Below are 25836 nucleotides of genomic sequence, written 5' to 3'. Positions count from 1 at the left end.
GTGCCCATCACCACCACCGAGTACGAGAACGGCGGCGACCTCGCCAAGTACACCGACGGGCTCATCGCCACCAAGGACTCCCGCGAACCCGACTGGGACACCCTCGCCTTCCAGGCGAAGGCCGGTGAGCAGTACCGCCGCGCCCAGATCCGCTACGTCGGCTCCGGCGCCACCGGCAACCACGACGGCGACAACCACATCCTGCCCTCGGGCGGCTTCACCTTCTCCAACATGCTGCTGCCGCCCGGCGCCGAGGGCCCCGAGCACACCCACCACGACGTCGAGGAGGCGTTCTTCGTCCTGGAGGGCAAGGTGCGGGTGGGCATCCACCGCGGCTCTCAGGAGGCGGAGTACCGCACGCTCGGCTACCGCGACATGATCGTCGTTCCGGCCGGGGTGGCGCGCAGCCTGAAGAACGAGGGCGACACCGACGCGCTCTTCTGCGTCGTCATCGGCACCCAGAAGCCCCAGGTGCCGACGTACCCCGAGCACTCGCCGATGCACGGCGTCACCCGCGACTGATGGAGCGCACACCACGGACGGTCGTCGTCACCGGCGCGGGACGCGGCCTCGGTTACGCCGTGGCGGAGCGCGCCGGTGACGACGGTTACCGCGTCGTCCTCGCCGAACTCGACGCCGAGCGAGGCGAGTCGGCGGCGGTGCGGCTCCGTGAGCGGGGCGCCGAGGCGCACTTCGTGCGGTGCGACGTCGCGGACCCGGAGTCGGTGGCCGAACTCGCCGCCGCCGTCGACCGGTTCGGTCCGCTGCACGCCGTCGTGAACAACGCGGCGCTCGCCAACGGGGTGGGCGGCAAGGCGTTCCACGAGATCGACGTCGCCGAGTGGGACCGGCTGATGGCCGTGAACGCGCGCGGCCCCTGGCTCGTATCACGGGCGCTGCTGGCGCAGTTGAGGGCGGCCGGCGGCGGCAGGATCGTCAACCTCGCCTCCGACGCGGCCCTTTACGGCTCCCCGCGGCTCGCGCACTACGTCGCGGCCAAGGGCGCCGTCATCTCCCTCACCCGTGCGATGGCACGCGAGACGGGGGACGCGGGCATCGCGGTCAACGCCGTCGCGCCTGGCCTCACCGAGTGCGAGGCCACGGAGACCGTCCCGGCGGAGCGGCACGAGCTGTACCGCCTCAACCGGGCCATCTCCCGTCCGCAGCAGCCGGAGGACCTCGTCGGCCTCATCGCCTTCCTCCTCGGACCGGAGTCCGGCTACCTCACGGGCCAAGTCCTCGCCGTCAACGGCGGGTTCACCATGCACTGACGCGTCGCCCGGCACGGCCGACGCGTCGACGACCACAGGAGTTCGATATGGACCTCGGCCTCTCCGGGCGCCGCTACCTCGTGACCGGCGGCAGTTCGGGCGTCGGCCTCGCCACGGTGCGCGCCCTGCTCGCCGAGGGTGCCGACGTCGCCACCTGCGGGCGCGACGCCGAGCGGCTCACCCGGGCGGCGCGTCAACTCGCGGACGAGGGCGGGCGGTTGTACACGGAAGTGTGCGACGTGCGTGACGAGGCCGCGGTGCAGCAGTTCACGCAGCGTGCGGCCGAGGAGTTCGGCGGGCTCGACGGGCTCGTCAACAACGCGGGCTCGTCGCGGATGAAGCCGTTCGCCGAGGCCACCCCCGAGGACTGGCGCGACGAACTCGACCTGAAGTTCTCCGGCGTCCTCAACCCGCTCAACGCCGCGCTGCCGCTGCTGCGTTGCTCCGACGCGGCCGCCGTCGTCAACATCAACGCCGTCCTCGCCAAGCAGCCGGAGACGCGGCTCATCACCACCTCGGCGGCGCGGGCCGGCATCCTCAACCTCTCCAAGTCGCTCTCCAGGGAGCTCGCTTCGGACGGCGTGCGGGTCAACTCCGTCTGCCTCGGTCTGATCGACACCGGCCAGTGGACGCGCCGCTACGCGGACTCCGGAAGCCCGTTGAGCTACGACGAGTGGCAGGCCGAGCTCGCCGCCGACCGCGGCGTCGCCCTCGGGCGGCTCGGCCGTGCCGAGGAGGTCGCCTACGCCGTCGTCTCCCTCCTCTCCCCGCGCGCCTCCTACACCACGGGCACCAGCCTCGACGTCTGCGGCGGGGTGGGCCGCTCCGTCGGCTGAGCGACGCGCCCACTCCCTCGAACTCCCCCTTCGGAGAAGAAGTGTTCAACCACAGGAACGGCGGCGACCTGCTCGTGGCGACGCTGCGCGCGCTCGGCGTCGACACCGTCTTCGGCATCGTCAGCGTCCACAACCTGCCGCTCGTCGAGGCGGTGGACAGGGAGCTCCGGTTCGTCCCCGTGCGCCACGAGGCGAGCGCCGTCAACGCCGCCGACGCGTACGGGCGGGCGCGCGGCACCCTCGGCTGCGCGCTCACCTCGACCGGCACCGGTGCGGGGAACGCGGCGGGCGCGCTCGTCGAGGCCCTCAGCGCGGGCACGGCGGTGCTCCACGTCACCGGGCAGATCGACAGCGAGCACCTCGGCCGCGGGCGCGGCTACATCCACGAGACCAAGGACCAACTCGGCATGCTCCACGCCGTCTCCGCGTACGCGGAGACGGTGCCGGACACGGCGTCGGCCGGCCGCATCCTGCGGGCGGCGGCCCACCGGGCGCTCGCCGCACCGGGCGGCCCCGCGAGCGTCGAGTGGCCGATCGACCTCCAGTACGCCGAGCAGACCGACGACGGCACCGCCCCGTCCGCGCATGCGTACCCGATGCCGAAGAGCGACCGAATCGACGCCGCTGCCGCCGTGTTGGCCGCGGCGCGACGCCCGCTGGTGTGGGCGGGAGGCGGGGCCACGCGTGCGCGGGACGAACTCGCCGCCCTCCTCGACGCCACGGGTGCGGGCCTCCTCACCTCCAACTCCGGCCGCGGCGCCGTACCCGAGGACGACGCGCGCGTCGTCGGCAACTTCGCCACCTCCGCAGGGGGACGCGAACTCCTCGCCGAATGCGACGTGTTGCTCAGCGTCGGCACGCACTTCCGCTCCAACGAGACGGCCGACTACAGCCTCCCCCTCCCCGCGCAGCACCTGCAGATCGACGCCGACGCCGAGGCGCTCGGCCGCGCCTACCCGACGCGGCACCCGCTCCACGGGCACGCGGCGGACGTCCTCGCCGCCCTCAACGCGCGGCTCGGCGCGGTCGGTTCGGCCACCGAGGCCGAGTGGCCCGCGCGCGTGACCGCCGTGCGCGAGCGCGTCCGCGCCGAGCTGCGCGAAGGCATCGGGCCGCAGGCCGCCGTCTGCGACGCGCTCGCCGCCGCGCTGCCGCGCGGCGCCGTCGTCGCGCGTGACGTCACCATCCCCTCGTCGAGCTGGGGCAACCGGCTGCTGCCGATCCACGACCCGCGCGCCAACGTCTTCCCCCGCGGGGGAGGAATCGGCCAGGGCCTCGGCATGGCGATCGGCGCGGCGCTCTCGCGGCCGGAGGAGCCCGCGGTGGCGCTCGTCGGGGACGGCGGACTCGCCGTGCACCTGGGCGAACTGCTCACCCTCGCGCAGACGGGCGCCCGGCTCACCGTCCTCGTCTTCAACGACGGCGGCTACGGCGTGCTGCGCAACATGCAGGACCGGTACTTCGACCGCCGCTCGGGCGTCGACCTCGCGACCCCCGACTTCCACCGGCTCGCCGAGGCATGCGGTCTGCCGTACGCGCGGATCGCAGCGGAGGACGAGGCGGCAGGCGTCCTCGCGGAGGCGACCGCGGCCGGCGGCCCCTCCCTCGTCGAGGTGGACCTCGCCGCGCTCGGCCCGATGAAGAACCCCTTCACCCCGCCGGTCAAGCTGCCGACCAGGTAAGGAAGCGAACCGTGAACGACCCCGAACTCGAACTGCTCGTACACCGGTTGACCTGGGAGGCCGAGGGTGTCCTTTCCGTGGAGCTGGTGCACCCGGAAGGCAAGCCGCTGCCTGCCTGGCAGCCGGGCGCCCACCTCGATCTGCACCTCGGCGGCCACCTGCGGCAGTACTCGCTCTGCTCCGACGCGCAGGACGCCTCGCACTACCGCGTCGGCGTCCTCAACGAGGCGTCCTCGCGCGGCGGTTCGCGCTACGTCCACACCAGGCTGCGGCCCGGCGACACGGTGCGGACGGCGGGGCCGAGGAACAACTTCGCGCTGGAGGAGGCCGGCGAGTACCGCTTCGTCGCCGGCGGCATCGGCGTCACGCCGCTCGTCGCCATGGTGCGCGAGGCGGTCCGCACCGGTAGGCGCTGGAGCCTCGTGCACGGCGGACGCACCCGCACCTCGATGGCGTTCGGCGCCGAACTGCAGGCGCTCGCAGGGCAGTCGGGCAGCGGCAGGGTGACGTTCACCCCGCAGGACGAACTGGGCCACATCGACCTCGACGCGGCCCTCGCCGACCTGCCCGCGGACGCTCTTGTCTACTGCTGCGGCCCCGAACCGCTCCTCTCGGCGATCCGGGAGAAGTGCGCCGCGCGCGGCTGCGAAGACAAGCTGCGGATCGAGCGGTTCGCGGCGCCCGAGCCTCAACCCGCCGAGGCAGGCTCGGCGTTCGAGGTGGAGTGCGGCCGCTCCGGGCTCACCGTCGCCGTCGACGAGGGAACCAGCATCCTCCAGGCCGTCGAGCAGGCGGGCGTCGACGTGCCGAGCTCCTGCCGCGACGGCATCTGCGGCACCTGCGAGACGCGCGTGCTCGAAGGCGCCCCGGAACACCGGGACTGGCTGCTCAGCGACGCCGAGCACGCCGAGAGCCGGACCATGATGATCTGCGTCTCGCGGTGCGTTTCGCAACGGCTCGTCCTCGACCTCTAGCAAGACCGCGCCGGCCCGTCCGGCCGGCGCCAACGTCCTCGTGCTTACTCGCAGTTGGAGGAATCCGTGAGCAACAACCCGCAGCATCGGGCCTGGCCCTACCTGGAGCCGCACCAGACGCGCGACGCCGATCCGACGCCGTACGAACTGAAGCTCGCCGCCACTCTCGAGGAGGTCTACACCCAGGACGGGCACGACCTCGCCACCGTCGTCGACGGCCTCAACAGCCGCCTCGTCCACGCGCCCGACGGGCTGCCGTGGACCGAGGAGTCGTTCCGTACCGAGATCCACCGACTGGGAGCGTGAGACGCGTGATCGGCACCAAACACGGAAGCGAGCAGGCGACCGCGGACCACATCTACGCGACCGGCCTGCGCAACCAGTGGCACCCCGTCGTGCCCTCGCACTTCGTGCGTCCCGGCGGGATGCGCCGCGTGACCGTCCTCGGCGAGCAGTGGCTGCTCTTCAGGCGCGGCGACGGCACCCTGCACATGCTCGCCGACCGCTGCCCGCACCGCGGCGCCCGGCTCTCCCTCGGGAAGCACCTCGGCGACCGCATCTCCTGCTGGTACCACGGGGTCGAGGTGGACGGCACGGGCACCGTCACCTCCGTGCCCGGGCTGCCCGGCTGCAACCTGGAGGGAAAGCAGCTCGTACCGAACCCGCCCGTCCGCGAGGTCGCCGGCGCGATCCTCGCCTACTTCGGCGACGAACAGCACCCGGAACCCTGCGAGTTGACGCTCCCCGAGCAGTTGGAGGACGCGGAGATCGACCGGTTCCTCTCCTACGCCGAGTGGAACTCCACCTGGCGGTTCGACCTGGAGAACCTCCTCGACCCGATGCACGGCTCGTTCCTGCACCGCGAGTCCCACTCCATGTTCGACGGGGACACCACGGCGAAGTTCCGCATCCGCGAGACCGACCGGGGCTACTTCTTCGAGAAGACCGACCAGACCGGCGTCAACTTCGACTGGGTCGAGCTCTGCCGCACCGGCGTCGACTGGGTCGACCTCTCCATCCCCTACCCGCCCTCCGCGGGCCCCGGCGGCCCGTTCGGGATCATCGGCATGGTCTGCCCCGTCGACGCGGAGCGCAGCAGCGTCTTCTTCTGGCGGTACCGGCGGGTGCAGGGCTGGGAGCGCGATAGCTGGAGGTTCCTCTACAAGCAGCTCATCGAGGAGCGCCACTGGGACGTCCTGGAGCAGGACCGCCTCATGCTGGAGGACATGCCGGCCGACGCCGATCAGCGCGAGAACCTCTACCAGCACGACCTCGGCGTCGTACGGCTGCGGAGGCTGTACCGTGCCGAGGCCGAGAAGCAGGCGGCCGCGCTCCACGCGGGATGAGCCGCCGCGGCCGGGGACGGGCACCGCACACCGTGACGAGGGTGAACGAGGGGTGGGCGGCGCACGGCCCCGGCCGTCCGCACACCGGGCCGCGCCCGCGTACCGCACCGCGGGCGCGGCCCGGAGTGCGCCCCTGTGCGCGTCACTCCCCGGCCGCCTCCGCGTCCTCCTCCTCGTCGGCCTCCTGCGCCGCCGTCACCGAGCGCTCCAACTTGCCGAGGAGCTTGGCCAGTTGGCGGCACTCCGCGGGCGTCATGCCGGCGAGCATGCGGCGCTCGTTCTCCAGGTGCTCGTTGAAGAGCGTGTCGATCTGCTCGATCCCCTGCTCGCTCAGCCGGGAGTGGACGACGCGGCGGTCCTCCGGATCGCGCTCCCGGACGATGAGGCCGTCCTTCTCCAGGCGGTCGATACGGAGTGTGACGCCTGCGGAGCTGATCAGCCCCGAGCGCGCCAGCTCGCCCGCGGTGCGGCTGTACGGGGCGCCTGCGCGGCGGAGCGCCGTGAGCACGTCGAAACCGGCCATCGAGATGCCGTGCCCCTCCATGGGTTTCGAGATCTGCGACTGGTACCGGAGGAAGACGCGGTGCAGGCGGGCGAAGACCTCCAGCGGCGCGGTGTCCAGCTCGGGGCGTTCCCGGTTCCAGTCCTCCACGACGGACGCCACGGCGTCCTGCTCGTGGGCGGGCTTCCTCTGCGCCATCGAGGGCCTCCCCCTCCGTGTTCTTCCTGCGGCTCGGTCGAGTCTGCGCGCTGTGGAAATCTTAGCCCTGAGCATTCCCTGCCTCGGCCCGCGGCGGGCAGGTGTGCCCGAAAGGCACGGGGCCGGCCGGGGTCAACTCCGTGGCTGAAGTGGGGCGTTATCTGTTACCGCCGGGTCGTGCACTGCCCCGTACGGGGGCCGTTGGTCCCGAGGGAGGCGGCCGGGAGGACCGCCTGCGGTCGCGGAGCGCAACGGAGCGGCGGAACCGAGGTACGGTGCGTAACGATGCGGGGCGCGGACAGGACGCACGCCGTGGTCACTCTCGGTGATGGGTTAGCGCCGAGCGTGTACGTCTGATAATTTCACCGCCGTCACGCCGCACCGTCCGGCCAACTCTCCGACGATGCGCCGTAGTTCAGGTACCCCTGGGTGGGAGGTTCCGAAGTGAGCGAGCTGTCGGGCGGGCCCAGCACGCCCACGGTTCTGCGGATCATCCTGGCCAGGCGGCTACAGGAGATCCGCACGCAGCGCAAGGTCACGCTGAAGCAGGCCGCGAGGGCGCTCGGCACCTCCGAGCTGACCGTGCGGCGGATCGAGAACGCGCAGGTCGGCCTCAAGGCGCTCTACGTAAGGGAGTTGCTGCGGCTCTACGAAGTCCCGCAGCCGGAGGTCGAGGAGTTCCTCTCGCTCGCCGAGACGGCCCGCAAGCCCGGCTGGTGGCATCCCTTCCGCCACGCGCTGCCCTCCTGGTTCGGCGCGTACGTCAGCCTGGAGACGGGCCGCGTACGTCAGCCTGGAGACGGGCGCGGCGCTCATCCGCCTCTACGAACCCCACTACGTCACCGGGCTGTTGCAGACCCGCGAGTACGCCCGCGCCGTCATGCGCGCCGGCTTCCCCGGGGACAGCGACGACGAGCTGGAGGAGCGCGTCGAGGTGCGGTTGCGGCGCCAGGCGATAATGGAGAAGGAGGAGGCGCCGTCGATCTGGGTGGTGCTGGAGGAGGCGTCCCTGCGCCGTCTCGTCGGCGGGCCCGAGGTGATGCGCGGCCAGATCGACCACCTGCTGGACTCCCTCGACCGCCCCGACCTCACGCTCCGTGTCCTCCCGTTCTCCGCCGGGCCGCACCCGGGCGCGGGCGGCCACTTCACCTACTTCCGCTTCGAGGCCCCCGAGCTCCAGGACATCGTCTACACCGAGGGCCTCACCGGGGCCGCCTACCTCGACCAGCACGGCGACGTCACCACGCACCTCGAGGCGCACATGCGCATCTCGCGCCTCGCCCACCGCCAGATCCCGGACCTCCACTCCTACCTCCACCAGCTACGCAAGGAATACGAGGCTTGACCCGCACCCGGCCACGACGACCGGAGGGCCGTGCCCCCGAAGTCCCGTCGGAACGCTCCGACTTCGAGGTCGCCGTCTACGCCGGGGCGGCGCGCACGCCCTGAGGCGCCTGCGCCCGACACCCGTACGTACGAGGAGGAGAAACTTGGCACCCCCCGCTCCCCGCCCCGCCGACGGGATCGACACCAGCCGTCCGCACTCGGCCCGGATGTACGACTACTACCTGGGCGGCAAGGACTGGTTCGCCGCCGACCGGGAAGCGGCGGAACAGGTGCTCGCCTCCTTCCCCTTCATGCGGACCGTGGCCCGCCAGAACCGCGCCTTCATGCACCGCGCCGTACGCACCCTCGCGCGCGACGCGGGGCTGCGCCAGTTCCTCGACATCGGCACGGGCATCCCGACGGAGCCGAACCTGCACCAGGTGGTGCAGGAGGTCGACCCGGCCTGCCGCGTCGTCTACGTCGACAACGACCCGATGGTGCTGGAGTACGCCGACGTCCTGCTCAACGGCGACCCCGCGGGGCGCACCGCGTACATAGAGGCCGACGTGCTGACGGACGCCGTCCTCGACGACCCCCGCGTCCACGAGGTCCTCGACCTCAAGCAGCCCGTGGCCCTCTCCCTCGTCGCCATCCTGCACTTCGTCCCCGACGACGCCGACCCCGCAGGGCTCCTCGGCGGCCTCCTCGACCGGCTCCCCTCCGGCAGCCACCTGGTGCTCAGCCACGGCACCTCCGACTTCCTCCCCGAGGAGTCGCGCCGCAGCGAGGAGGTCTACCGCAGGAGCGGCACCTCGGCCCGCACCCGTTCGCACGCGGAGATCGCGCGCTTCCTCGACGGGCTGGAGGTCCTCGACCCGGGACTCGTGCTCGCCCACCAATGGCGTCCAGAGGAGGCCGTGGAACTGAGCGACGCGGAGGTGTCGCTGTACGGGGCGGTGGCGCGGAAGCGGTGAACCGCCGTTGGGGGGCACGGGCGTTGAGGCGTCCAGCATGCGCCGTCCGGCGCCGAGCGGTTTGCGGGTCCGGTCCCGCGTGACCGCGGCTGATCATTTCTCTGGCGCAGCCGGGGACTGAGCGTTGGCGCCTCGGGTGCCGGCTCGGCGCAGTCGAGCCGAGCCGGACCGACACGTTCGACGCACCAGCCGGAGCCGATCGGCTCCTCTGCAACACGAGCGACCACTTCGGCTCCTGTCGGATCGCCAACACCCGTCACGAGTACCGACTTGCGGACAGCGTTCAAGAATCGGTGTTGCCCGCTTCTGCCGCATACGCGCAGTTGTCCGCAACCGAGGGTGGGACGCGGCGCTTGAGGACCGTCTCCGGCCGGAACCGTCCTCCGGCGCTCTTTGCCCCGAGAGTCGTACGGACGCGCTCCATCACCCTTGGTATGCCGCGGCGGCCCTATGGGGCGGGGGGCGTGGGCCGCCGCGGCTGCGGGGCCCGACCGCCGCTCAACGGCGGGCCCGACACACCGCACGCACCGGTCCCTGGCGGACGGGGCGGGGCGAGCGGTCGCTCGGGGCGGAAGGGGAGCTCACCGCCTGCCTTCTCTCCAGACGGCACCCTCGCGCCCGCGAACGCCGCAACGTTGGCAGGGGCACGTATCAGTCCGGTATCGGGGACATCACCGAGGGTTTGACCTGCGGAAGGCGGCCGCTTTCCACCGAAGTGAGCGGCCAAATCCCGTGTACAGCACCGGCGTTGCTACGGCTCCGGCACCCGGGATCGAGCGGGCCGACACCGCCCGAGTGCCGCGCCGCGGGGGCTGTTGACTGAACCTATTCAGCCCATACAGTTACTGAATACCCCTCGTCGTTCTCAGAGAGGCAGGGCGCCATGGCAGCACCGCGGACCGTACGGGCGCCGCGCGGCACACGGTTGAGTGCGCACGGCTGGCCGCAGGAGGCCGCCCTGCGGATGCTCCAGAACAACCTCGATCCCGAGGTGGCCGAGCACCCCGACCAGCTCGTCGTCTACGGCGGCACGGGAAAGGCGGCGCGCGACTGGCGTTCCTACGACGCCATGGTGCGCACCCTCACCGAACTCAAGGGCGACGAGACGATGTTGGTCCAGTCGGGCCGACCCGTCGGCGTGATGCAGACGCACGAGTGGGCGCCGAGGGTGCTGATCGCCAACTCCAACCTCGTGGGTGATTGGGCCAATTGGGAGGAGTTCCGCCGGCTGGAGCACCTCGGGCTCACCATGTACGGGCAGATGACGGCCGGTTCGTGGATCTACATCGGGACGCAGGGCATCCTCCAGGGCACCTACGAGACCTTCGCCGCCGTCGCGGCGAAGCGGTTCGGCGGAACCCTCGCGGGCACCCTCACCCTCACCGCGGGGCTCGGCGGCATGGGCGGGGCCCAGCCGCTCGCCGTCACCATGAACGACGGCGTGGCCCTCTGCGTCGACTGCGACCAGCGCGCCATCGACCGCCGCATCGCCCACGGCTACCTCGACGTCTCGGCCGACGACCCGGCGCACGCACTCCGCCTCGCCGAGGAGGCGCGGCGGGAGCGCCGGCCGCTTTCCGTCGGAGTCCTCGGCAACGCGGCAGAGTTGGTGCCGCGGTACCTCGCCGAGGGCGCCCCCGTGGACATCGTCACCGACCAGACGTCGGCGCACGACCCGCTCAGCTACCTGCCGCTCGGCGTCGAGCAGGCGGAAAGGGAGGAGTACGCGGCGGCCGACCCCGAGGGCTTCACGCGGCGGGCGCGCGAGTCCATGGCACGCCACGTCGAGGCGATGGTCGGCTTCCAGGACGCGGGGGCCGAAGTCTTCGACTACGGCAACTCCCTGCGCGGTGAGGCCCAACTCGCCGGTTACGACCGCGCCTTCGCCTACCCCGGCTTCGTGCCCGCGTACATCCGCCCGCTCTTCTGCGAGGGCAAGGGCCCGTTCCGCTGGGCGGCGCTCTCCGGCGACCCCGCCGACATCGCGGCGACCGACCGCGCCCTTCTCGAACTCTTCCCGGAGAACGCCTCGTTGGCCCGCTGGCTGAAGCTCGCCGGCGAACGCGTCCGCTTCCAGGGGCTTCCGGCGCGCATCTGCTGGCTCGGGTACGGGGAGCGCGCCGAGGCCGGGGAACGCTTCAACGACATGGTCTCCAACGGCGAGTTGCATGCCCCCGTCGTCCTCGGCAGGGACCATCTCGACTGCGGCTCGGTCGCCTCCCCCTACCGGGAGACGGAGGGCATGCTCGACGGCTCCGACGCGATCGCGGACTGGCCGCTCCTCAACGCGATGGTCAACGTTGCCTCCGGCGCCTCCTGGGTCTCCTTCCACCACGGCGGCGGTGTCGGCATGGGCCGCTCGCTCCACGCCGGCCAGGTCACCGTCGCCGACGGCACCACGCTCGCCGGCGAGAAGCTCCTCCGCGTCCTCACCAACGACCCCGGCATGGGCGTCGTCCGGCACGTCGACGCGGGGTACGGGCGGGCCGCCGAGGTCGCCTCCGAGCGCGGCGTCCACGTCCCGATGTCGGCCGAGGAGCGGGCGGGGGAGCACGGCGCATGAGCGACCCCACCTTCGCCGGGGCCGGATACGCGGAGGGCCCCGGATTCAACGCCATGTGGCGGGAGTTGGAGCCGCTCGGCCGCTGCCGGGAGACGAGCGGCTACCGGCGCTTCGCCTGGACGCCCCAGGACGCCGACTGCCGCGCCTGGTTCCGCGCCCAGGCCGTGGCGAGGGGGCTGCACCACGAGATCGACGGCAACGGCAACCAGTGGGCGTGGCTGGGGGACCGCAGCGCGGGCGGCGCCGTCGCCACCGGCTCCCACCTCGACTCCGTTCCCGACGGCGGCGCCTTCGACGGCCCCCTCGGCGTCGTCTCGGCCTTCGCCGCCCTCGACGAGCTCCACCGGCGCGGCGCACGGCCTCAACACCCGCTGGTCGTCGTCAACTTCACCGACGAGGAGGGCGCCCGCTTCGGCCTCTCCTGCGTCGGCTCCCGCCTCGCCACAGGGCTGCTCGACCGGGCACAGGCCGCCGAACTCCGCGACGCGAAGGGCACCGGGCTCCTGCACGCGATGGAACGCGCGGGCCACGACCCTGAGTTCGTGGGGCCCGACCCCGAACGCCTCGCGGCGCTCAGCGCGTTCGTCGAGCTCCACGTCGAGCAGGGCAGGGCCCTCGCCGACACCGCGCACCCCGTCGGCGTCGCCTCCGCGATCTGGCCGCACGGCCGGTGGCGGTTCGACTTCTCGGGAGAGGGCAACCACGCGGGCACGACGCGTCTCGCCGACCGCCGCGACCCCATGCTCACCTACGCGGGAACCGTCCTCGCCGCCCGCGAGGAGGCGCGCCTCGCCGAAGCCCTCGCCACCTTCGGCAGAGTCGACGTCGAGCCGGGGGCCGTCAACGCGATCGCGTCCCGCGTCAGCGGCTGGCTCGACTCGCGCGCTGCGGACGAGGAGACCCTCGACCGCGTCGTCGCCGGTATCGAGCGTGCCGCGGTGGAGCGGGGCGGCCGGGACGGTGTCCAAGTCGCCGTGGTCCGCGAGTCGTTCACCTCGCGCGTGGTCTTCGCCGACGCGCTCCGCGACCGCCTCGCCCGGCGCCTCGCCGACCGCGCGGGCCCCGTCCCCGTCCTCCCCACCGGGGCCGGCCACGACGCCGGCATCCTCGCCGGGTCCGTCCCCACCGCGATGCTCTATGTGCGCAACCCCACCGGCGTCTCCCACGCGCCGGCGGAGTACGCCACGGAGGAGGACTGCCTCGCCGGCGTCACCGCACTCGCCGACGTCCTGGAGGAGCTGGCGTGCTGAGGTACTGGTGCCAACACGCCTGGATCGGCGGGGCAGTCGCCACGGGCGTCCTGCTGGAGTGCGAGGGCGGCGTCCTCACCTCCGTGGCCCGTGCCCCCTCGCCGCCGCGGGGCGCCGAGGTCCTCGGCGGGCTCACCCTCCCCGGATTCGCCGACGCCCACTCGCACGCCTTCCACCGGGCTTTGCGCGGCACCGTCCAGCGCGACCGCGGCACCTTCTGGACGTGGCGCGAGACGATGTACGAGGTCGCGGCGGCGCTCGACCCCGACACCTACCTGGCGCTCGCCCGCGCCGCCTACGCCGAGATGGCCCTCGCTGGCGTCACCTGCGTCGGCGAGTTCCACTATCTCCACCACGCTCCCGAGGGGCGCCGCTACTCGGACCCGAACGCCATGGGCGCCGCGCTCGTCGAGGCGGCGGCGGAGGCCGGGGTCCGGCTCACGCTGCTCGACACGGCCTACCTCTCGTCGGGCCCGTCGCCCGACGGCGCGGGCATCCCGCCCGAGGGCGTCCAACTCCGGTTCTCCGACGGTTCGGCCGCCGCGTGGGCCGAGCGCGCCGAGGCGATGGCCGGGGCTCTCGCGACCTCCGCCACGGTCCGCTGCGGCGCCGCCGTGCACTCCGTGCGGGCCGTGCCCGCACGGGAGTTGGCGACGGTCGCCGAGTGGGCGCACCGCTCCTCGGCCCCGCTCCACGTGCACCTGTCCGAGCAGCCGGCCGAGAACGCCGCCTGCGCCGAGGCGTACGGCCGCACACCCGCACGGCTCCTCGGCGACCACGGCGTCCTGGGCCCACTGACCACGGCCGTGCACGCGACGCACCTGACGCCCGAGGACATCGGCCTCCTCGGCGGCACCCGCACGGGCGCCTGCTTCTGCCCCACCACGGAACGCGACCTCGCGGACGGCATCGGTCCCGCGCCCCAACTGGCCGCCGAGAACGTGCGGTTGTCGCTCGGAACCGACAGCCACGCCCGCGTCGACCTGCTCGCCGAGGCCCGCTCCCTTGAACTCGACCAGCGCCTTGCGACGGGCGTACGCGGCCACTTCACCGCCGCCGAACTCCTCGACGCGGCAACGGCCGCCGGACACGCGGCACTCGGCTGGCCCGACGCCGGCGCACTCGAACCGGGCCGCCTCGCCGACTTCACCACCGTCGCGCTCGACACCGTGCGCACCGCGGGACCGCCCGCCGAAACCGCCGCCGAGACCGCCGTGTTCGCCGCCACCGCGGCCGACGTCCGCCATACGGTGGTGGCCGGAAGGCACATCGTGCGGGACGGTGTCCACCTGCGGGTGGGCGACGTGGGTGGCGCGCTCGCTGCCGCGGTCGGGGCCGTGACGCCGTGACCCGCCGCCCGACCGACGTTCGACCCGGAGCCGCCAGATGACCGCAGCAGAACCCCGTACGCCGTCGACCGTCGTCACCGGCATCGGCACCCTGGCCACCAACGCGCCCGAGCTGGGCGAGGGCCCGCTCGGGCTCGTCCACGACGCGGCGCTCGTCCTCCAGGACGGCGAGGTCGCCTGGGTCGGCCCCGACGCGCAGGCACCCCCCGCGGACGAGGAGTTCCGCGCCGACGGCCGCGCCGTCGTCCCCGGCTTCGTCGACTCGCACTCCCATCTGCTCTACGCGGGCGACCGCACGGCCGAGTTCAACGCCCGCATGTCCGGCGTGAGTTACTCGGCGGGCGGCATCCGCACCACCGTCGCCGCCACCCGCGAGGCCGACGACGAGAGCCTCGCGGCGACCCTCACCGCCCACCTCGGCGAAATGCTGCGGCAGGGCACCACCACCGTGGAGACCAAGTCGGGCTACGGGCTCACACCCAGGGACGAGTCCCGCGCGCTGCGCGTCGCGGCGCGCCACACGGACGAGACCACCTACCTCGGCGCGCACGTCGTCCCCGCCAAGTTCGCGGACGACCCGGCCGGCTACGTCGCGCTCGTCACCGGCGAGATGCTCGACTCCTGCGCCCCGTACGCGCGTTGGGTCGACGTCTTCTGCGAGGAGGGAGCGTTCGACGGCGACCAGGCGCGGGCGGTCCTCACCGCGGGGCAGGCGCGCGGCCTGGGCGCACGCGTCCACGCCAACCAACTCGGCACGGGCCCGGGCGTGCGGCTCGCCGTGGAGCTCGACGCCGCCTCTGCCGACCACTGCACCCACCTCGCGCCCGCCGACATCGAGGCGCTCGCCGAGGGGGACACGGTCGCCACGCTCCTGCCCGGCTGCGAGTTCTCCACCCGCTCCCGCTACCCCGACGCGCGCGCCCTGCTCGACGCGGGTGCGACGGTGGCCCTCTCCACCGACTGCAACCCCGGCTCTTCCTACACCTCTTCGATGCCGTTCTGCCTCGCGCTCGCCGTCCGAGAGATGCACATGACGCCCGACGAGGCGCTCTGGTCCGCCACCGCGGGCGGCGCCCGCGCCCTCCGCCGCACCGACGTGGGCACCCTGCGCCCCGGCGCCCGCGCCGACGCCGTCCTCCTCGACGCGCCCTCGCACGTCCACCTCGCCTACCGTCCGGGCGTCCCGCTGGTGGCGGCGGTCTGGGAGGGCGGAGTGCGGAGGGTCTGAACCAACTCCCGCGCGGCGCGGGGCAGTCGGGCGCAACGCAGTGGGCCGCCCCGGTGTGCACCGGGACGGCCCACGCACGTACGCGTTCGGCGCGTCACTCCTCCAGGGTCAGCCCCGCACGCAGGCGGCGGAGGGTCCTGGAGAGGAGCCGGGAGACGTGCATCTGCGAGATGCCCAGCTCCTCGCCGATCTCCGACTGCGTCATCCCGGCGACGAAGCGGAGCGAGAGGATCTTGCGGTCGCGCGGCGGCAGGTCCGCGATGAGCGGCTTCAGCGACTCGATGTACTCGATGCCCTCGAGGCCGTGGTCCTCGTAGCCGATGCGGTCGGCGAGAGTCCCCTCGGTGTCGTCCTCCTCGGGCTGCGCGTCGAGCGAGCTCGCGGTGTACGCGTTGCTCGCCGCCATGCCCTCGACGACCTCCTCCGTGGAGATGTTGAGGCGCTCGGCGAGCTCGTCGACGGTGGGGGCGCGGTCGAGGTGCTGCGCCAGCTCGTCGCCCGCCTTGGCGAGGTCGAGCCGGAGCTCCTGGAGGCGCCGCGGTACGCGGACGGACCAGGAGGTGTCGCGGAAGAAGCGCTTGATCTCGCCGACGATCGTCGGCATCGCAAAGGTGGGGAACTCCACCCCGCGGCCCAGCTCGAAGCGGTCGATCGCCTTGATCAGGCCGATCGTGCCGACCTGGATGATGTCCTCCATCGGCTCGCTCCGCGAGCGGAACCTGGAGGCCGCGAACTTGACGAGCGCGAGGTTGAGTTCGACAAGGGTGTTCCGGACGTACGCGTACTCGTGCGTGCCTTCTTCGAGGTTCTCCAACCGACCGAAGAGGGTCTTGGAGAGAGCCCGTGCATCAACGGGCCCCACCTGGTCGTACGGTGGGATCTCGGGGATCTGGAGCTGGTCGAGGAGTTCCTCCACCGAGTCCGGGCTCGTGTGGTCCGCATCCCGTTCCGGGGCGTGGTCTTCCGGAACGGCCGGGTCGGTGAACTCCGATATCCCGTGGTCGAGCCGGGGTGACATGGTGTCCTCCATCTTTCTCGGCATATGGCTGCCGGAGCCGTGACGTGCACTACGAGGTGCGGCGCCTCCAAAGCCGACGTGTTCTACGGATGTCACTACTAGCCCTACCTGCTTCTGTGTGGCCCTGGCAAGCGCGTAATGTCCGCTTTGTTCAAGTCTGTTGGTTGTTCGGGTACCGGTCGTGCCCGGGAGGGCGTAGGGTTCTAACCGCTCGACGAGGGCGGAGGCGTCGCAGCGTCACGAAACCCTCACGCAATCAGAAGGGGTGTGCATGGACCGCGGAGTGCCCGGCAGCACGAGCCGGGGCCGGCTGACGGTCGACGTACGGTACGCGGGCGCCAGTGCCGTGGTGACCCCCGAGGGTGAGCTCGATCACCATACCGCCGAGGTGCTGCGCGAGCCGTTGGAGCGCTGCGTCGAGGAGGGCAGGTCCCGCCTCGTGGTGGACTGCTCGCGGCTCGAGTTCTGCGATTCCACCGGACTGAACGTGCTGCTGGGCGCGCGGCTGAAAGCCGAGGCCGCCGGAGGCGGGGTCCACCTCGCGGGGATGCTTCCCGTCGTCGCCAGGGTCTTCGAAATCACCGGCGCGACGGCGGTGTTCACCGTCCACGAGGACCTCGAATCCGCCCTCGCCGGGGCACCGGGCACATAACTTCCCCCCGCGCGAGGGGAGTTGAAACGTCGCAGGTCACCGGGGTGATGTGTCGGCGGACCCCCGGCAGGGGTATGCCGAACCGACATCCTCGCGTTGCACGCATCACACCAGTCCGGCCGAATCCGTGGGTGTTCCCACGGTGCGGCAGGGCAGGAGACCTCTGAATCTGTCAGGCATTCGTTAACAGCGCGACCAGACTGGCGCCAGCAGACGAATCGGTAAACGGTGATCGGTGAGGTGAACCACTGATGAGCACCACCCGGCCCCAACCGGCTGGCGACGGCGGCCAGGAGCCCGAGAGCTTCCCTGCCGCCGCCGCGCCGGAGGCCGCGGCTGCTGACGGTGGTCTCGAGGAGCCGCCGGTCGCCGGAGCCGGTGCTGCGGGCACCGAGGGAGGGGGCGGCACCGTGCGTAACGCCGCCGAGGGCGCCGCGGCAGCATGCGGCGCAGCGCAACCGGCCGGTGACGCCGGCGGGACGTCCACGGCCACGACCCCCGCCCTGCGCCAGGTGCGCCGGCTCCGGCTCGCCGGGGCGGGCGGAGCGGTCGCGCGGGCCCGCGACTTCACCCGGCAGGCGCTCCACGACTGGAGCTGGCTCCCCGCCGCCACAGCCGACCAACGGGCCGCGGCCGAGGACGCGTTGCTCGTCGTCTCGGAACTGGTGACCAACGCCTGCCTGCACGCCGAAGGGCCGGAAGAGCTGCGGCTCGGCAACGGCGCCAAGGTGCTGCGGGTCGAGGTCGTCGACGCGGGGAGCGGCTCGCCCTCGCCGCGTACGCCGCACCGCGTGGGCCGTCCGGGCGGGCACGGCATGTTCATCGTGCAGCGGCTCTGCCTCGACTGGGGCGTCGTCCGCAGCCCCCAGGGCACGGGCAAGACCGTCTGGGCCGAGCTCCCCGCTCCCAACTGACACCCGTACACCCCCTGCATACGCCTTGGCCCCGGCCGGACAACTCCGGCCGGGGCCAAGGCGTATGGTGCGCCGCCCCCGCGCTCGGCAGGGGCGGCACGGGGCTCAGTCCGCGGTCTCCATCTGCGCCGCGATCTTCTTGCGGTACATGTACACCGCGAAGCCGGCGAGCACCGCGAGGGTTGCCTCCATCGCGACGATGCCCCTGCCGCTGAGGTCGGCCCCGCCGATGGCGAGGAGCCCGGTGATGCTGTCGCCCGCGGTCACCGCGAGGAACCAGACCCCCATGAGCTGGCTCGCGTACTTCGCCGGTGCCAGCTTCGTCGTGACCGAGAGGCCGACGGGTGAGAGGCAGAGCTCGGCGATGGTGTGCAGCAGGAAGATGAGCACCAGCCACATCGGGCTCACCTTGCCGTCCTGGGCCATCGCCATGGGGACGAGGAAGACGAAGAACGACAGCCCCGTGACGACGAGCGCGAAGGAGAACTTCCCTGTCGTCGAGGGCTCCTTGCTCCGCCGTGCCAGCGCCACCCATATCGCTGCGAAGACCGGCGCGAGCAGGATGATGAGGAGCGGGTTGATCGACTGGAACCAGGTGGAGGGGAACGACCAGCCGAGGATCGAGGTGTCGGTCTTGGTGTCGCCGAACGCCTGCACCGTGGAGGCGCCCTGGTCGTAGATCATCCAGAAGATCGCGGCGGCGGCGAAGAACCAGATGTAACCGCTCATCTTGCCCTGCTCGGCGTGCGAGAGGTCCTTGTCCCGCTTGATCCGCACCAGCATGCCGACGGGGAGCACCAGGCCGAGGACGGTGAGCGGCACCATCGCCCAGTTGAGCGTGAAGTGCCCGGTGCCCACGACGATGCCGTAGAAGACGGCCGCGACCGCGAGCCAGATCAGCCCCTTGCGCAGCACCGAGCTGCGCTCCTCGTCGCTCAGCGGCGACGGCACGAGGTTGCTGCGCTCGCCCAGGTGGCGCGAGCCGAGCAGGAACTGGACGAGGCCGAGCCCCATGCCGACGGCGGCGAGCGCGAAGCCCAGGTGCCAGTTGACGGTCTGGCCGATGGTGCCGATCACCAGCGGTGCGCAGAAGGAGCCGAGGTTGATCCCCATGTAGAAGACGGTGAACCCGCCGTCCCTGCGCGGGTCGTCGGGACCGTTGTAGAGGTCGCCGACCATCGCCGAGATGTTCGCCTTCAGCAGCCCGGAGCCGATCGCGACGAACGCGAGGCCGACGAAGAAGATGCTCTGACCCGGCAGTGCGAGGCACAGGTGGCCGACCATGATGACGCCGGCGGCGATGGCGACCGTCTTGCGCGGTCCCCAGACGCGGTCGCCGAACCAGCCGCCGGGCATGGTCAGCAGGTAGACCATGGCGTTGTAGACGGAGTAGATGGCCGTCGCCGTGGCGAGGTCCATGGCGAGGCCGCCGCCGACGGCGGAGGAGTCCGCGTCGGGCCCGCCCGCGATGAGGTAGACGACGAGGAGGGCGCGCATGCCGTAGAAGCTGAAGCGCTCCCACATCTCCGTCATGAAGAGAGTGGCCAGGCCGCGTGGGTGGCCGAAGAAGGTCTTGCCCCCGGGTTCGCCGGCGGCTGCCTGCGTCGGGCTGGGCGCCATAGTGCGTATTCCTTGCTTTTTTCGGACTCTTCCGGAACGCGAAGCCCGCACTGCGCCGTACGAGAGGCGTGAACGCGTCCGGTGTGGGGGGTGCGCGAGACCGACCCGCTGCGAACGCGGGACTCACACGCAAAAGGACCCTGGCCATGTGGTGCTGGGTGGCCGAGAGTCCTTGACGTTGACTACGCCGACTTTCAACTACGCGAACGTCACTACAAGTAGTGCTCTCACCTTACGTCACCACCGCGGGGGGACGAAAAGGGTCTGCGAGACACATCACAGTAGGCGCAGGGTGTTCGACCCGTCTCCGCAGCGAGTCGCTCACCCTCCGTGCCTCCGCGAAGGGGGCGCGTCAGAACCTCGGTACCCGCGGCTACCGTCGGCGACGAGGATTACCATCGGGCCATGACCCGAGTACTGCTGGCCGAGGACGACGCCTCGATCTCGGAACCGCTCGCCCGCGCCCTCCGCAGGGAGGGCTACGAGGTCGAGGTGCGTGAGGACGGCCCCACGGCGCTCGACGCCGGACTCCGCGAGGGCATCGACCTCGTCGTCCTCGACCTCGGCCTCCCGGGGATCGACGGCCTGGAGGTCTGCCGCCGGCTGCGCACCGAGGGGCACACGTTCCCCGTCCTCGTCCTCACCGCCCGCGCCGACGAGGTGGACACCGTCGTCGGGCTCGACGCCGGCGCCGACGACTACGTCACCAAGCCCTTCCGCCTCGCCGAACTCCTCGCGCGGGTACGCGCGCTGCTGCGCCGCGGCACCCCGCAGGAGCCCGCAGTGAGCCCCGCGACGCACGGCGTGCGGATCGACGTCGAGTCCCACCGCGCCTGGATGGGCGAGGACGAACTCCAGCTCACGGCGAAGGAGTTCGACCTCCTCAGGGTCCTCGTACGGGACGCGGGCCGCGTCGTCACGAGGGACCAGCTCATGCGCGAGGTCTGGGACACCACTTGGTGGTCCTCGACGAAGACCCTCGACATGCACATCTCCTGGCTCCGCAAGAAGCTCGGCGACGACGCCGCCAACCCGAGGTACATCGCCACCGTCCGAGGGGTCGGCTTCCGCTTCGAGAAGAGCTGAAGGAACCGCCAGGAAGACCGCAAGAAGGGGCACGGACGCCCCGCGACCCGATCCAGGTGACCGGTGAGACGCCAACTCATCTCCTCCACGCTCTCCGTGGTCCTCGTCGTCGTCGCCGTCTTCGGGATCTCGCTCGTGATCGTCGAGTCGAGGACGATCGAGGCGAGCGCGAAGGACGGCGTCCGCTCGGAGGCGGCGCGGCTCGTCGGCACCGTGGAGAGCCGGCTGGTGGCGGGGGAGCGGGTGACGCCGAAGTCGATCGGCATCACCGCGTCCGACGACCGCTACGTCCGCATCGACGTCCCCGGACGGAAGCCGATCGAGCTCGGTGAGGAGCCCTCCAGCGACGCGGTCACGGCAACGGAGAAGGGCTCGCAGGGCGAGGAGGTCCTCGTCCAGGAGCCGCGCTCCGTCGTCCGCGCCGAGGTGGTGCGGACCCTGATGATCATCCTCGCGGTCGCGCTCCTCGCGGTCGCCTCGGCGGCGATCCTCGCCGTGCGCCAGGCCCACCGGGTCGGGGCGCCGCTCACCGACCTCGCCGAGACCGCCGAGCGCCTCGGCTCGGGCGACCCGCGCCCGCGCCACCGGCGCTACGGCGTACCGGAGTTGGACCGCGTCGCCGACGTCCTCGACTCCAGCGCCGACCGCATCGGCCGCATGCTCACCGCCGAGCGGCGCCTCGCCGCCGACGCCTCGCACCAGCTCCGCACGCCGCTCACGGCGCTCTCCATGCGCCTCGAGGAGATCATCGCGACCGCCGAGGCGGACACCCCCGAGGACCGCGCCCTCGTCAAGGAGGAGGCGACGATCGCGCTCGCCCAGGTGGAGCGCCTCACCGACGTCGTCCAACGGCTCCTGACCAACTCCCGTGATCCCAGGGACGGTTCGGCGATCACCTTCGACCTCGACGAGGTCGTCAAGCAGCAGATCGAGGAGTGGAAGCCGGCCTACCGCAGCGAGGGCAGGGCGCTCGTCCGCTCGGGGAAGCGGGGCCTGCACGCCGTCGGCACGCCGGGGGCCGTCGCGCAGGTCCTGTCGACGCTCATCGAGAACTCGCTGATGCACGGCGAGGGCACGGTGGCGCTGCGCACCCGGGTCACCGGCAACCAGGCGGTGGTCGAGGTGAGCGACGAAGGGCCGGGCGTCGACCCGCAGCTCGGCTCGCGGGTCTTCGAGCGGAGCGTGAGCGGGCGCAACTCCACGGGGCTCGGGCTCGCCGTGGCCAGGGACTGGGCCGAGGCCGACGGCGGCCGGCTGGAGCTGCTACAGCAACTGCCGCCCGTCTTCGGCCTGTTCCTCAGCCGCGAGACCGACCGCTCCTGACGCGGGCGCCCGCCGCCTGTCCCGGAAAACCCAGGTGCGGTACGACCAGAAGCGGAACGCGGTGCCGAGCCCCAGGCCGATCACGTTCTTCGCGACGTTGTCGGCGAGCGCCGAGGTGTAGCCGAGGCCGTAGTGCGAGAGCGCGAGGACGCCGTTCTCCAGCACCAGCGCGATGCCGCTGAAGAGGAAGAAGAGCGACGTCTCCCGCGGAATGCGGTGCTTGTCCGCGTGCCGGTAGGTCCAGTAGCGGTTGCCGACGTAGTTGGTGGCGATTGCGAGCGTCTGCGCGAGGATGCCGGAGCGGATCGGCGCGAGTTGGAAGCTGTGCATGCAGACGTTGAAGACGACGACGTTGACGAGGAACCCCACGGCCCCCACGGCGCCGAACTTGGCCGCCTCACGGACGAGTCCACGCAGCCTTCCGCCGACTCCGCGCCATTGAGCCATGGTCGTCGCTGCGCCCCGTCCTGCGGCCGCCCCTCGGGCGACCCCCGTCCGCGACCGCCCGGGGGCGGCCGCTCTGCCTGCCTTGGTCTGCCGGCCGTCCCCCGCGCCGCGGTTCGGCCGGGTCATGCTGACCAGCAGCCGCCGCCGCGCTGCGCGACCTCGCCGGCGGCGGAGCGCGCCCCGCGGCCGTGCCGACCGGGCCATGCTAACCAGCAGCCGTCGCGGCCGGGCGCGGCTACGCCGAAGTGCCGCCGCTTCGCTGCACCGTGCAGACGGGCGCCGCAGGTGGGAGCGGGGTCGCGGGTTAGGCTGAAGTACGTGACGTATCCCCTGGTCGGTATGGTCGGCGGCGGTCAGCTCGCGCGTATGACGCACGAGGCGGGCATCCCGCTCGGCATCAGGTTCAGACTCCTCGCGGACACCGCGCAGGACTCGGCGGCGCAGGTCGTCAACGACGTCGTCGTGGGCGACTACCGCGATCTGCCGACGCTCCTCTCCTTCGCCCGCGGCTGCGACGTGGTCACCTTCGACCACGAGCACGTGCCGGCCGCGCATCTGCGCGCCCTGGAGGCGGAGGGCGTCGTGGTGCGCCCGGGCCCCGAGGCGCTCGCGCACGCCCAGGACAAGGGCGTGATGCGGAGCCGTCTCAGCGACCTCGGCGTCCCCAGCCCGCGCCACCGCATCGTGCGCGACGAGGCGGACGTCGCCGCTTTCGCCGCCGAGGCCGGCGGCTTCCCCGTGGTCCTCAAGACGGTCCGCGGCGGGTACGACGGCAAGGGCGTCTGGGTCGTCCGCAGCGCGGAGGAGGCCGCTGAACCGTTTCTCGCCGGGGTGCCGGTGCTGGCTGAGGAGAAGGTCCCCTTCGTCAGGGAGCTCGCAGCCGACGTGGTGCGCTCGCCGCACGGCCAGGCCGTCGCCTACCCGGTGGTCGAGTCGATCCAGGTGAACGGCGTCTGCGACACGGTGATCGCGCCCGCGCCCGGCCTCGCCGAGGAAACGGCCGTGCAGGCGCAGGAGTTGGCGCTGCGGATCGCGAAGGAGCTGGGCGTCGTCGGACACCTGGCGGTCGAACTCTTCGAGACGGAGGACGGCCGCGTCCTCGTCAACGAGCTGGCGATGCGCCCGCACAACTCCGGCCACTGGACCCAGGACGGCGCCGTCACCTCGCAGTTCGCCAACCACCTCCGCGCCGTCCTCGACCTGCCGCTCGGCGACCCGCACCCCCGCGCCCCGTGGACCGTGATGGCGAACGTCCTCGGCGGCGACTACCCCGACATGTACGCGGCGTACCTCCACTGCATGGCGGGGGACCCGCAGTTGAAGATCCACATGTACGGCAAGGACGTGAAGCCGGGCCGCAAGGTGGGCCACGTCAACACCTTCGGTGACGACCTCGACGACGTACGGGAGCGCGCGGCGCACGCCGCCGGGTACCTCAGGGGTACCGTCACCGAGTGAGCGGCGGCCCCTCGCGGGCCGCGTCGGGAGTGAGCACCGTCAGTCTGCGAGGAGCGCCGGTATGAGCAGTACGCCCCAACACCCGTCAGTCGGCATCGTGATGGGCTCCGACTCGGACTGGCCCGTGATGGAGGCGGCGGCCACCGCGCTCGACGAGTTCGACATCGGCTACGAGGCCGACGTCGTCTCGGCGCACCGCATGCCGCGCGCGATGCTGGAGTACGGCGAGCGGGCAGCCGACCGCGGCCTGAAGGCGATCATCGCCGGCGCCGGCGGTGCCGCGCACCTTCCCGGCATGCTCGCCTCCGTGACGCCGCTCCCGGTGATCGGTGTCCCCGTCCCGCTCAAGCATCTCGACGGTATGGACTCGCTCCTCTCGATCGTGCAGATGCCGGCGGGCGTCCCCGTCGCCACCGTCTCGGTCGGCGGTGCACGCAACGCGGGGCTGCTCGCCGTACGCATCCTCGCCGCCGCCGACGAGCGGCTGCAGGAGCGGATGGTGCGGTTCCAGGGCGAGTTGGAGGAGCAGGCGGCGGAGAAGGGCCGGCGGCTGCGCGGCAAGGTCTCGGGCGAGACCGGCTTTGGATTCGGAGGCAAGTGATGACGACCGGAATGCGTCCCGCGCTGGAGCGCGCGCACGAACTCCTCGCCGAGCACCCCGTCGTCGACGGGCACAACGACCTCCCCTGGGCGCTGCGCGAGCAGGTCGACTACGATCTCGACCGCCGCGACATCGCCGAGGACCAGCACGCCCACCTCCACACCGACCTGCCCCGGCTGCGGCAGGGCGGCGTCGGGGGGCAGTTCTGGTCGGTCTACGTCACGGCCGAGCTCGCGGGGGACCGCGCGGTCAGCGCCACGATGGAGCAGATCGACGTCGTGCGCAGGCTCGTCGACCGCTACCCCGACGTCCTCCGACTCGCCTTCACGGCGGAAGAGATGGAGGCGGCGCGCGCCGACGGCAGGATCGCGTCGCTCATGGGGGCCGAGGGCGGCCACTCGATCGACAACTCCCTCGCCACCCTCCGCGCTCTCCACCGCCTCGGCGTCCGCTACATGACGCTCACGCACAACGACAACCTGGCGTGGGCCGACTCCGCGACCGACGATCCCGTCCACGGCGGGCTCACCCGCTTCGGCGAGGAGGTCGTGCGCGAGATGAACCGCCTCGGGATGCTCGTCGACCTCTCGCACGTCTCGGCCGACACCATGCGCGACGCGCTGCGGGTCACCGAGGCGCCGGTGCTCTTCTCGCACTCCTCGGCGCGCGCCGTCTGCGACCACCCGCGGAACATCCCGGACGACGTGCTCGCCCAACTCCCCGCCAACGGCGGCGTGGCGATGGCGACCTTCGTGCCGAAGTTCGTCCTCCCCGCAGCCGTCGAGTGGACGACCCGTGCGGACGAGAACATGCGCGCGCACGGGCTCCGGCCGCTCGACCTCAGCGCCCGCGGCAAGCAGGTGCAGGCCGAGTTCGAGGAGGCGAACCCGCGCCCGTCGGCGACCGCCTCGACCGTCGCCGACCACCTCGACCACATGCGCGAGGTCGCCGGCATCGACCACCTGGGCATCGGCGGCGACTACGACGGCACCGCCTTCACCCCCACCGACCTCGCCGACGTCGCCGGCTACCCGAACCTCGTCGCCGAACTCCTCGACCGCCGCTGGTCCGAGGCCGACCTCGCCAAGCTCACCTGGGGCAACGCCGTCCGCGTCCTCCGCGACGCGGAGGCCGCGGCGCGCGACATCCGCACCCGCCGGGGCCCTTCGATCGCCACGATCGAGCAGCTCGACGGCTGAGCGGCCGGTGCCGCACGGC

The 25836-nt window shown here is 72.2% G+C and carries 23 protein-coding genes and 1 pseudogene; 20 read left to right on the top strand and 4 right to left on the bottom strand.

Annotated elements, in window-relative coordinates:
• The 7 genes from F603_RS0115680 to F603_RS0115650 all read left to right on the top strand — a co-directional run bounded on the left by F603_RS0115680 (nt 1) and on the right by F603_RS0115650 (nt 6109).
• Nucleotides 1-522, top strand: coding sequence for a cupin domain-containing protein (locus F603_RS0115680; protein WP_019546956.1), 522 nt, complete (start codon nt 1-3; stop codon nt 520-522).
• Nucleotides 522-1271: an SDR family oxidoreductase gene (locus F603_RS0115675; protein WP_019546955.1), complete on the top strand. Its 750-nt coding sequence runs from the start codon at nt 522-524 to the stop codon at nt 1269-1271. Before F603_RS0115680 ends, F603_RS0115675 begins: the two co-directional genes overlap by 1 nt.
• Before the next feature lie 47 nt (nt 1272-1318).
• Nucleotides 1319-2107, top strand: a complete 789-nt coding sequence (locus F603_RS0115670) for an SDR family oxidoreductase (RefSeq protein ID WP_019546954.1) — start codon at nt 1319-1321, stop codon at nt 2105-2107.
• 41 nt (nt 2108-2148) lie between these two features.
• Entirely contained in the window at nt 2149-3789 is a 1641-nt protein-coding gene (locus F603_RS0115665; RefSeq protein ID WP_019546953.1) for a thiamine pyrophosphate-binding protein, read from the top strand.
• 11 nt (nt 3790-3800) lie between these two features.
• Nucleotides 3801-4763 (top strand): PDR/VanB family oxidoreductase, encoded by a 963-nt coding sequence (locus F603_RS0115660; protein WP_019546952.1) that lies wholly within the window; start codon nt 3801-3803, stop codon nt 4761-4763.
• A 66-nt stretch (nt 4764-4829) separates the two neighbouring features.
• A complete protein-coding gene (locus tag F603_RS0115655; RefSeq protein ID WP_019546951.1) occupies nt 4830-5069 on the top strand; it encodes a recombinase-like helix-turn-helix domain-containing protein in 240 nt (79 codons plus the stop codon).
• Nucleotides 5066-6109, top strand: coding sequence for an aromatic ring-hydroxylating oxygenase subunit alpha (locus F603_RS0115650; protein ID WP_019546950.1), 1044 nt, complete (start codon nt 5066-5068; stop codon nt 6107-6109). Before F603_RS0115655 ends, F603_RS0115650 begins: the two co-directional genes overlap by 4 nt.
• Before the next feature lie 142 nt (nt 6110-6251).
• Here F603_RS0115650 and F603_RS0115645 read toward each other — a convergent pair whose 3' ends face one another.
• Nucleotides 6252-6809 (bottom strand): MarR family winged helix-turn-helix transcriptional regulator, encoded by a 558-nt coding sequence (locus F603_RS0115645; protein ID WP_019546949.1) that lies wholly within the window; start codon nt 6807-6809, stop codon nt 6252-6254.
• Nucleotides 6810-7253: 444 nt separating this feature from the next.
• Here F603_RS0115645 and F603_RS32260 point away from each other — a divergent pair.
• The 6 genes and pseudogenes from F603_RS32260 (at nt 7254) to hutI (ending at nt 15499) form a co-directional block, all read left to right on the top strand.
• Nucleotides 7254-8154, top strand: a pseudogene (locus tag F603_RS32260) (helix-turn-helix domain-containing protein).
• 145 nt (nt 8155-8299) lie between these two features.
• Complete coding sequence (locus F603_RS0115635) at nt 8300-9109, top strand: SAM-dependent methyltransferase (protein ID WP_019546946.1); 810 nt, start codon at nt 8300-8302, stop codon at nt 9107-9109.
• Nucleotides 9110-9992: 883 nt separating this feature from the next.
• A complete protein-coding gene (gene hutU, locus F603_RS0115630) occupies nt 9993-11672 on the top strand; it encodes a urocanate hydratase (RefSeq protein WP_026328451.1) in 1680 nt (559 codons plus the stop codon).
• Nucleotides 11669-12922, top strand: a complete 1254-nt coding sequence (locus tag F603_RS0115625; protein ID WP_019546944.1) for an allantoate amidohydrolase — start codon at nt 11669-11671, stop codon at nt 12920-12922. Before hutU ends, F603_RS0115625 begins: the two co-directional genes overlap by 4 nt.
• Nucleotides 12916-14271 carry a formimidoylglutamate deiminase gene (locus F603_RS0115620; RefSeq protein WP_019546943.1) on the top strand — a complete coding sequence of 452 codons (1356 nt, stop codon included), beginning with the start codon at nt 12916-12918 and terminating at the stop codon, nt 14269-14271. The genes F603_RS0115625 and F603_RS0115620 overlap by 7 nt, the downstream gene beginning before the upstream one ends.
• A gap of 37 nt (nt 14272-14308) precedes the next feature.
• Nucleotides 14309-15499 (top strand): imidazolonepropionase, encoded by a 1191-nt coding sequence (gene hutI / locus F603_RS0115615; RefSeq protein WP_019546942.1) that lies wholly within the window; start codon nt 14309-14311, stop codon nt 15497-15499.
• 94 nt (nt 15500-15593) lie between these two features.
• Here the strand turns inward: hutI and F603_RS0115610 are convergent, their stop codons facing one another.
• Nucleotides 15594-16529, bottom strand: coding sequence for an RNA polymerase sigma factor SigF (locus tag F603_RS0115610; RefSeq protein ID WP_019546941.1), 936 nt, complete (start codon nt 16527-16529; stop codon nt 15594-15596).
• Nucleotides 16530-16788: 259 nt separating this feature from the next.
• Between F603_RS0115610 and F603_RS0115605 the strand changes: the two genes are divergently transcribed.
• Together F603_RS0115605 and F603_RS0115600 are read left to right on the top strand one after the other, a co-directional pair.
• A complete protein-coding gene (locus F603_RS0115605) occupies nt 16789-17169 on the top strand; it encodes an STAS domain-containing protein (protein ID WP_019546940.1) in 381 nt (126 codons plus the stop codon).
• A gap of 251 nt (nt 17170-17420) precedes the next feature.
• Nucleotides 17421-18083: an ATP-binding protein gene (locus tag F603_RS0115600; RefSeq protein WP_019546939.1), complete on the top strand. Its 663-nt coding sequence runs from the start codon at nt 17421-17423 to the stop codon at nt 18081-18083.
• A gap of 105 nt (nt 18084-18188) precedes the next feature.
• On the opposite strand, the gene F603_RS0115595 is transcribed toward F603_RS0115600, so the two are convergent.
• On the bottom strand, nt 18189-19703 hold the full coding sequence (locus tag F603_RS0115595) for a peptide MFS transporter (RefSeq protein WP_019546938.1): 1515 nt from the start codon (nt 19701-19703) through the stop codon (nt 18189-18191).
• 405 nt (nt 19704-20108) lie between these two features.
• Here F603_RS0115595 and F603_RS0115590 point away from each other — a divergent pair, with 405 nt between their 5' ends.
• Both F603_RS0115590 and F603_RS0115585 read left to right on the top strand, forming a co-directional pair.
• On the top strand, nt 20109-20789 hold the full coding sequence (locus F603_RS0115590; RefSeq protein ID WP_019546937.1) for a response regulator transcription factor: 681 nt from the start codon (nt 20109-20111) through the stop codon (nt 20787-20789).
• Nucleotides 20790-20852: 63 nt separating this feature from the next.
• Nucleotides 20853-22112, top strand: coding sequence for an ATP-binding protein (locus tag F603_RS0115585; protein ID WP_019546936.1), 1260 nt, complete (start codon nt 20853-20855; stop codon nt 22110-22112).
• On the opposite strand, the gene F603_RS0115580 is transcribed toward F603_RS0115585, so the two are convergent.
• Nucleotides 22053-22559, bottom strand: a complete 507-nt coding sequence (locus F603_RS0115580) for a GtrA family protein (protein WP_019546935.1) — start codon at nt 22557-22559, stop codon at nt 22053-22055. The genes F603_RS0115585 and F603_RS0115580 overlap by 60 nt on opposite strands.
• Before the next feature lie 318 nt (nt 22560-22877).
• Between F603_RS0115580 and F603_RS0115575 the strand changes: the two genes are divergently transcribed.
• The 3 genes from F603_RS0115575 to F603_RS0115565 all read left to right on the top strand — a co-directional run bounded on the left by F603_RS0115575 (nt 22878) and on the right by F603_RS0115565 (nt 25817).
• A complete protein-coding gene (locus F603_RS0115575; protein ID WP_026328449.1) occupies nt 22878-24017 on the top strand; it encodes a 5-(carboxyamino)imidazole ribonucleotide synthase in 1140 nt (379 codons plus the stop codon).
• A gap of 61 nt (nt 24018-24078) precedes the next feature.
• Complete coding sequence (purE, locus tag F603_RS0115570) at nt 24079-24618, top strand: 5-(carboxyamino)imidazole ribonucleotide mutase (RefSeq protein WP_019546933.1); 540 nt, start codon at nt 24079-24081, stop codon at nt 24616-24618.
• Nucleotides 24618-25817: a dipeptidase gene (locus F603_RS0115565; RefSeq protein ID WP_019546932.1), complete on the top strand. Its 1200-nt coding sequence runs from the start codon at nt 24618-24620 to the stop codon at nt 25815-25817. The genes purE and F603_RS0115565 overlap by 1 nt, the downstream gene beginning before the upstream one ends.
• Nucleotides 25818-25836 lie beyond the last annotated feature (19 nt).

Origin of the sequence: Streptomyces sulphureus DSM 40104 (assembly GCF_000381025.1) — a bacterium.
Taxonomy (GTDB): domain Bacteria; phylum Actinomycetota; class Actinomycetes; order Streptomycetales; family Streptomycetaceae; genus Streptomyces; species Streptomyces sulphureus.
This window is presented reverse-complemented; position numbering and strand designations above follow the sequence as displayed.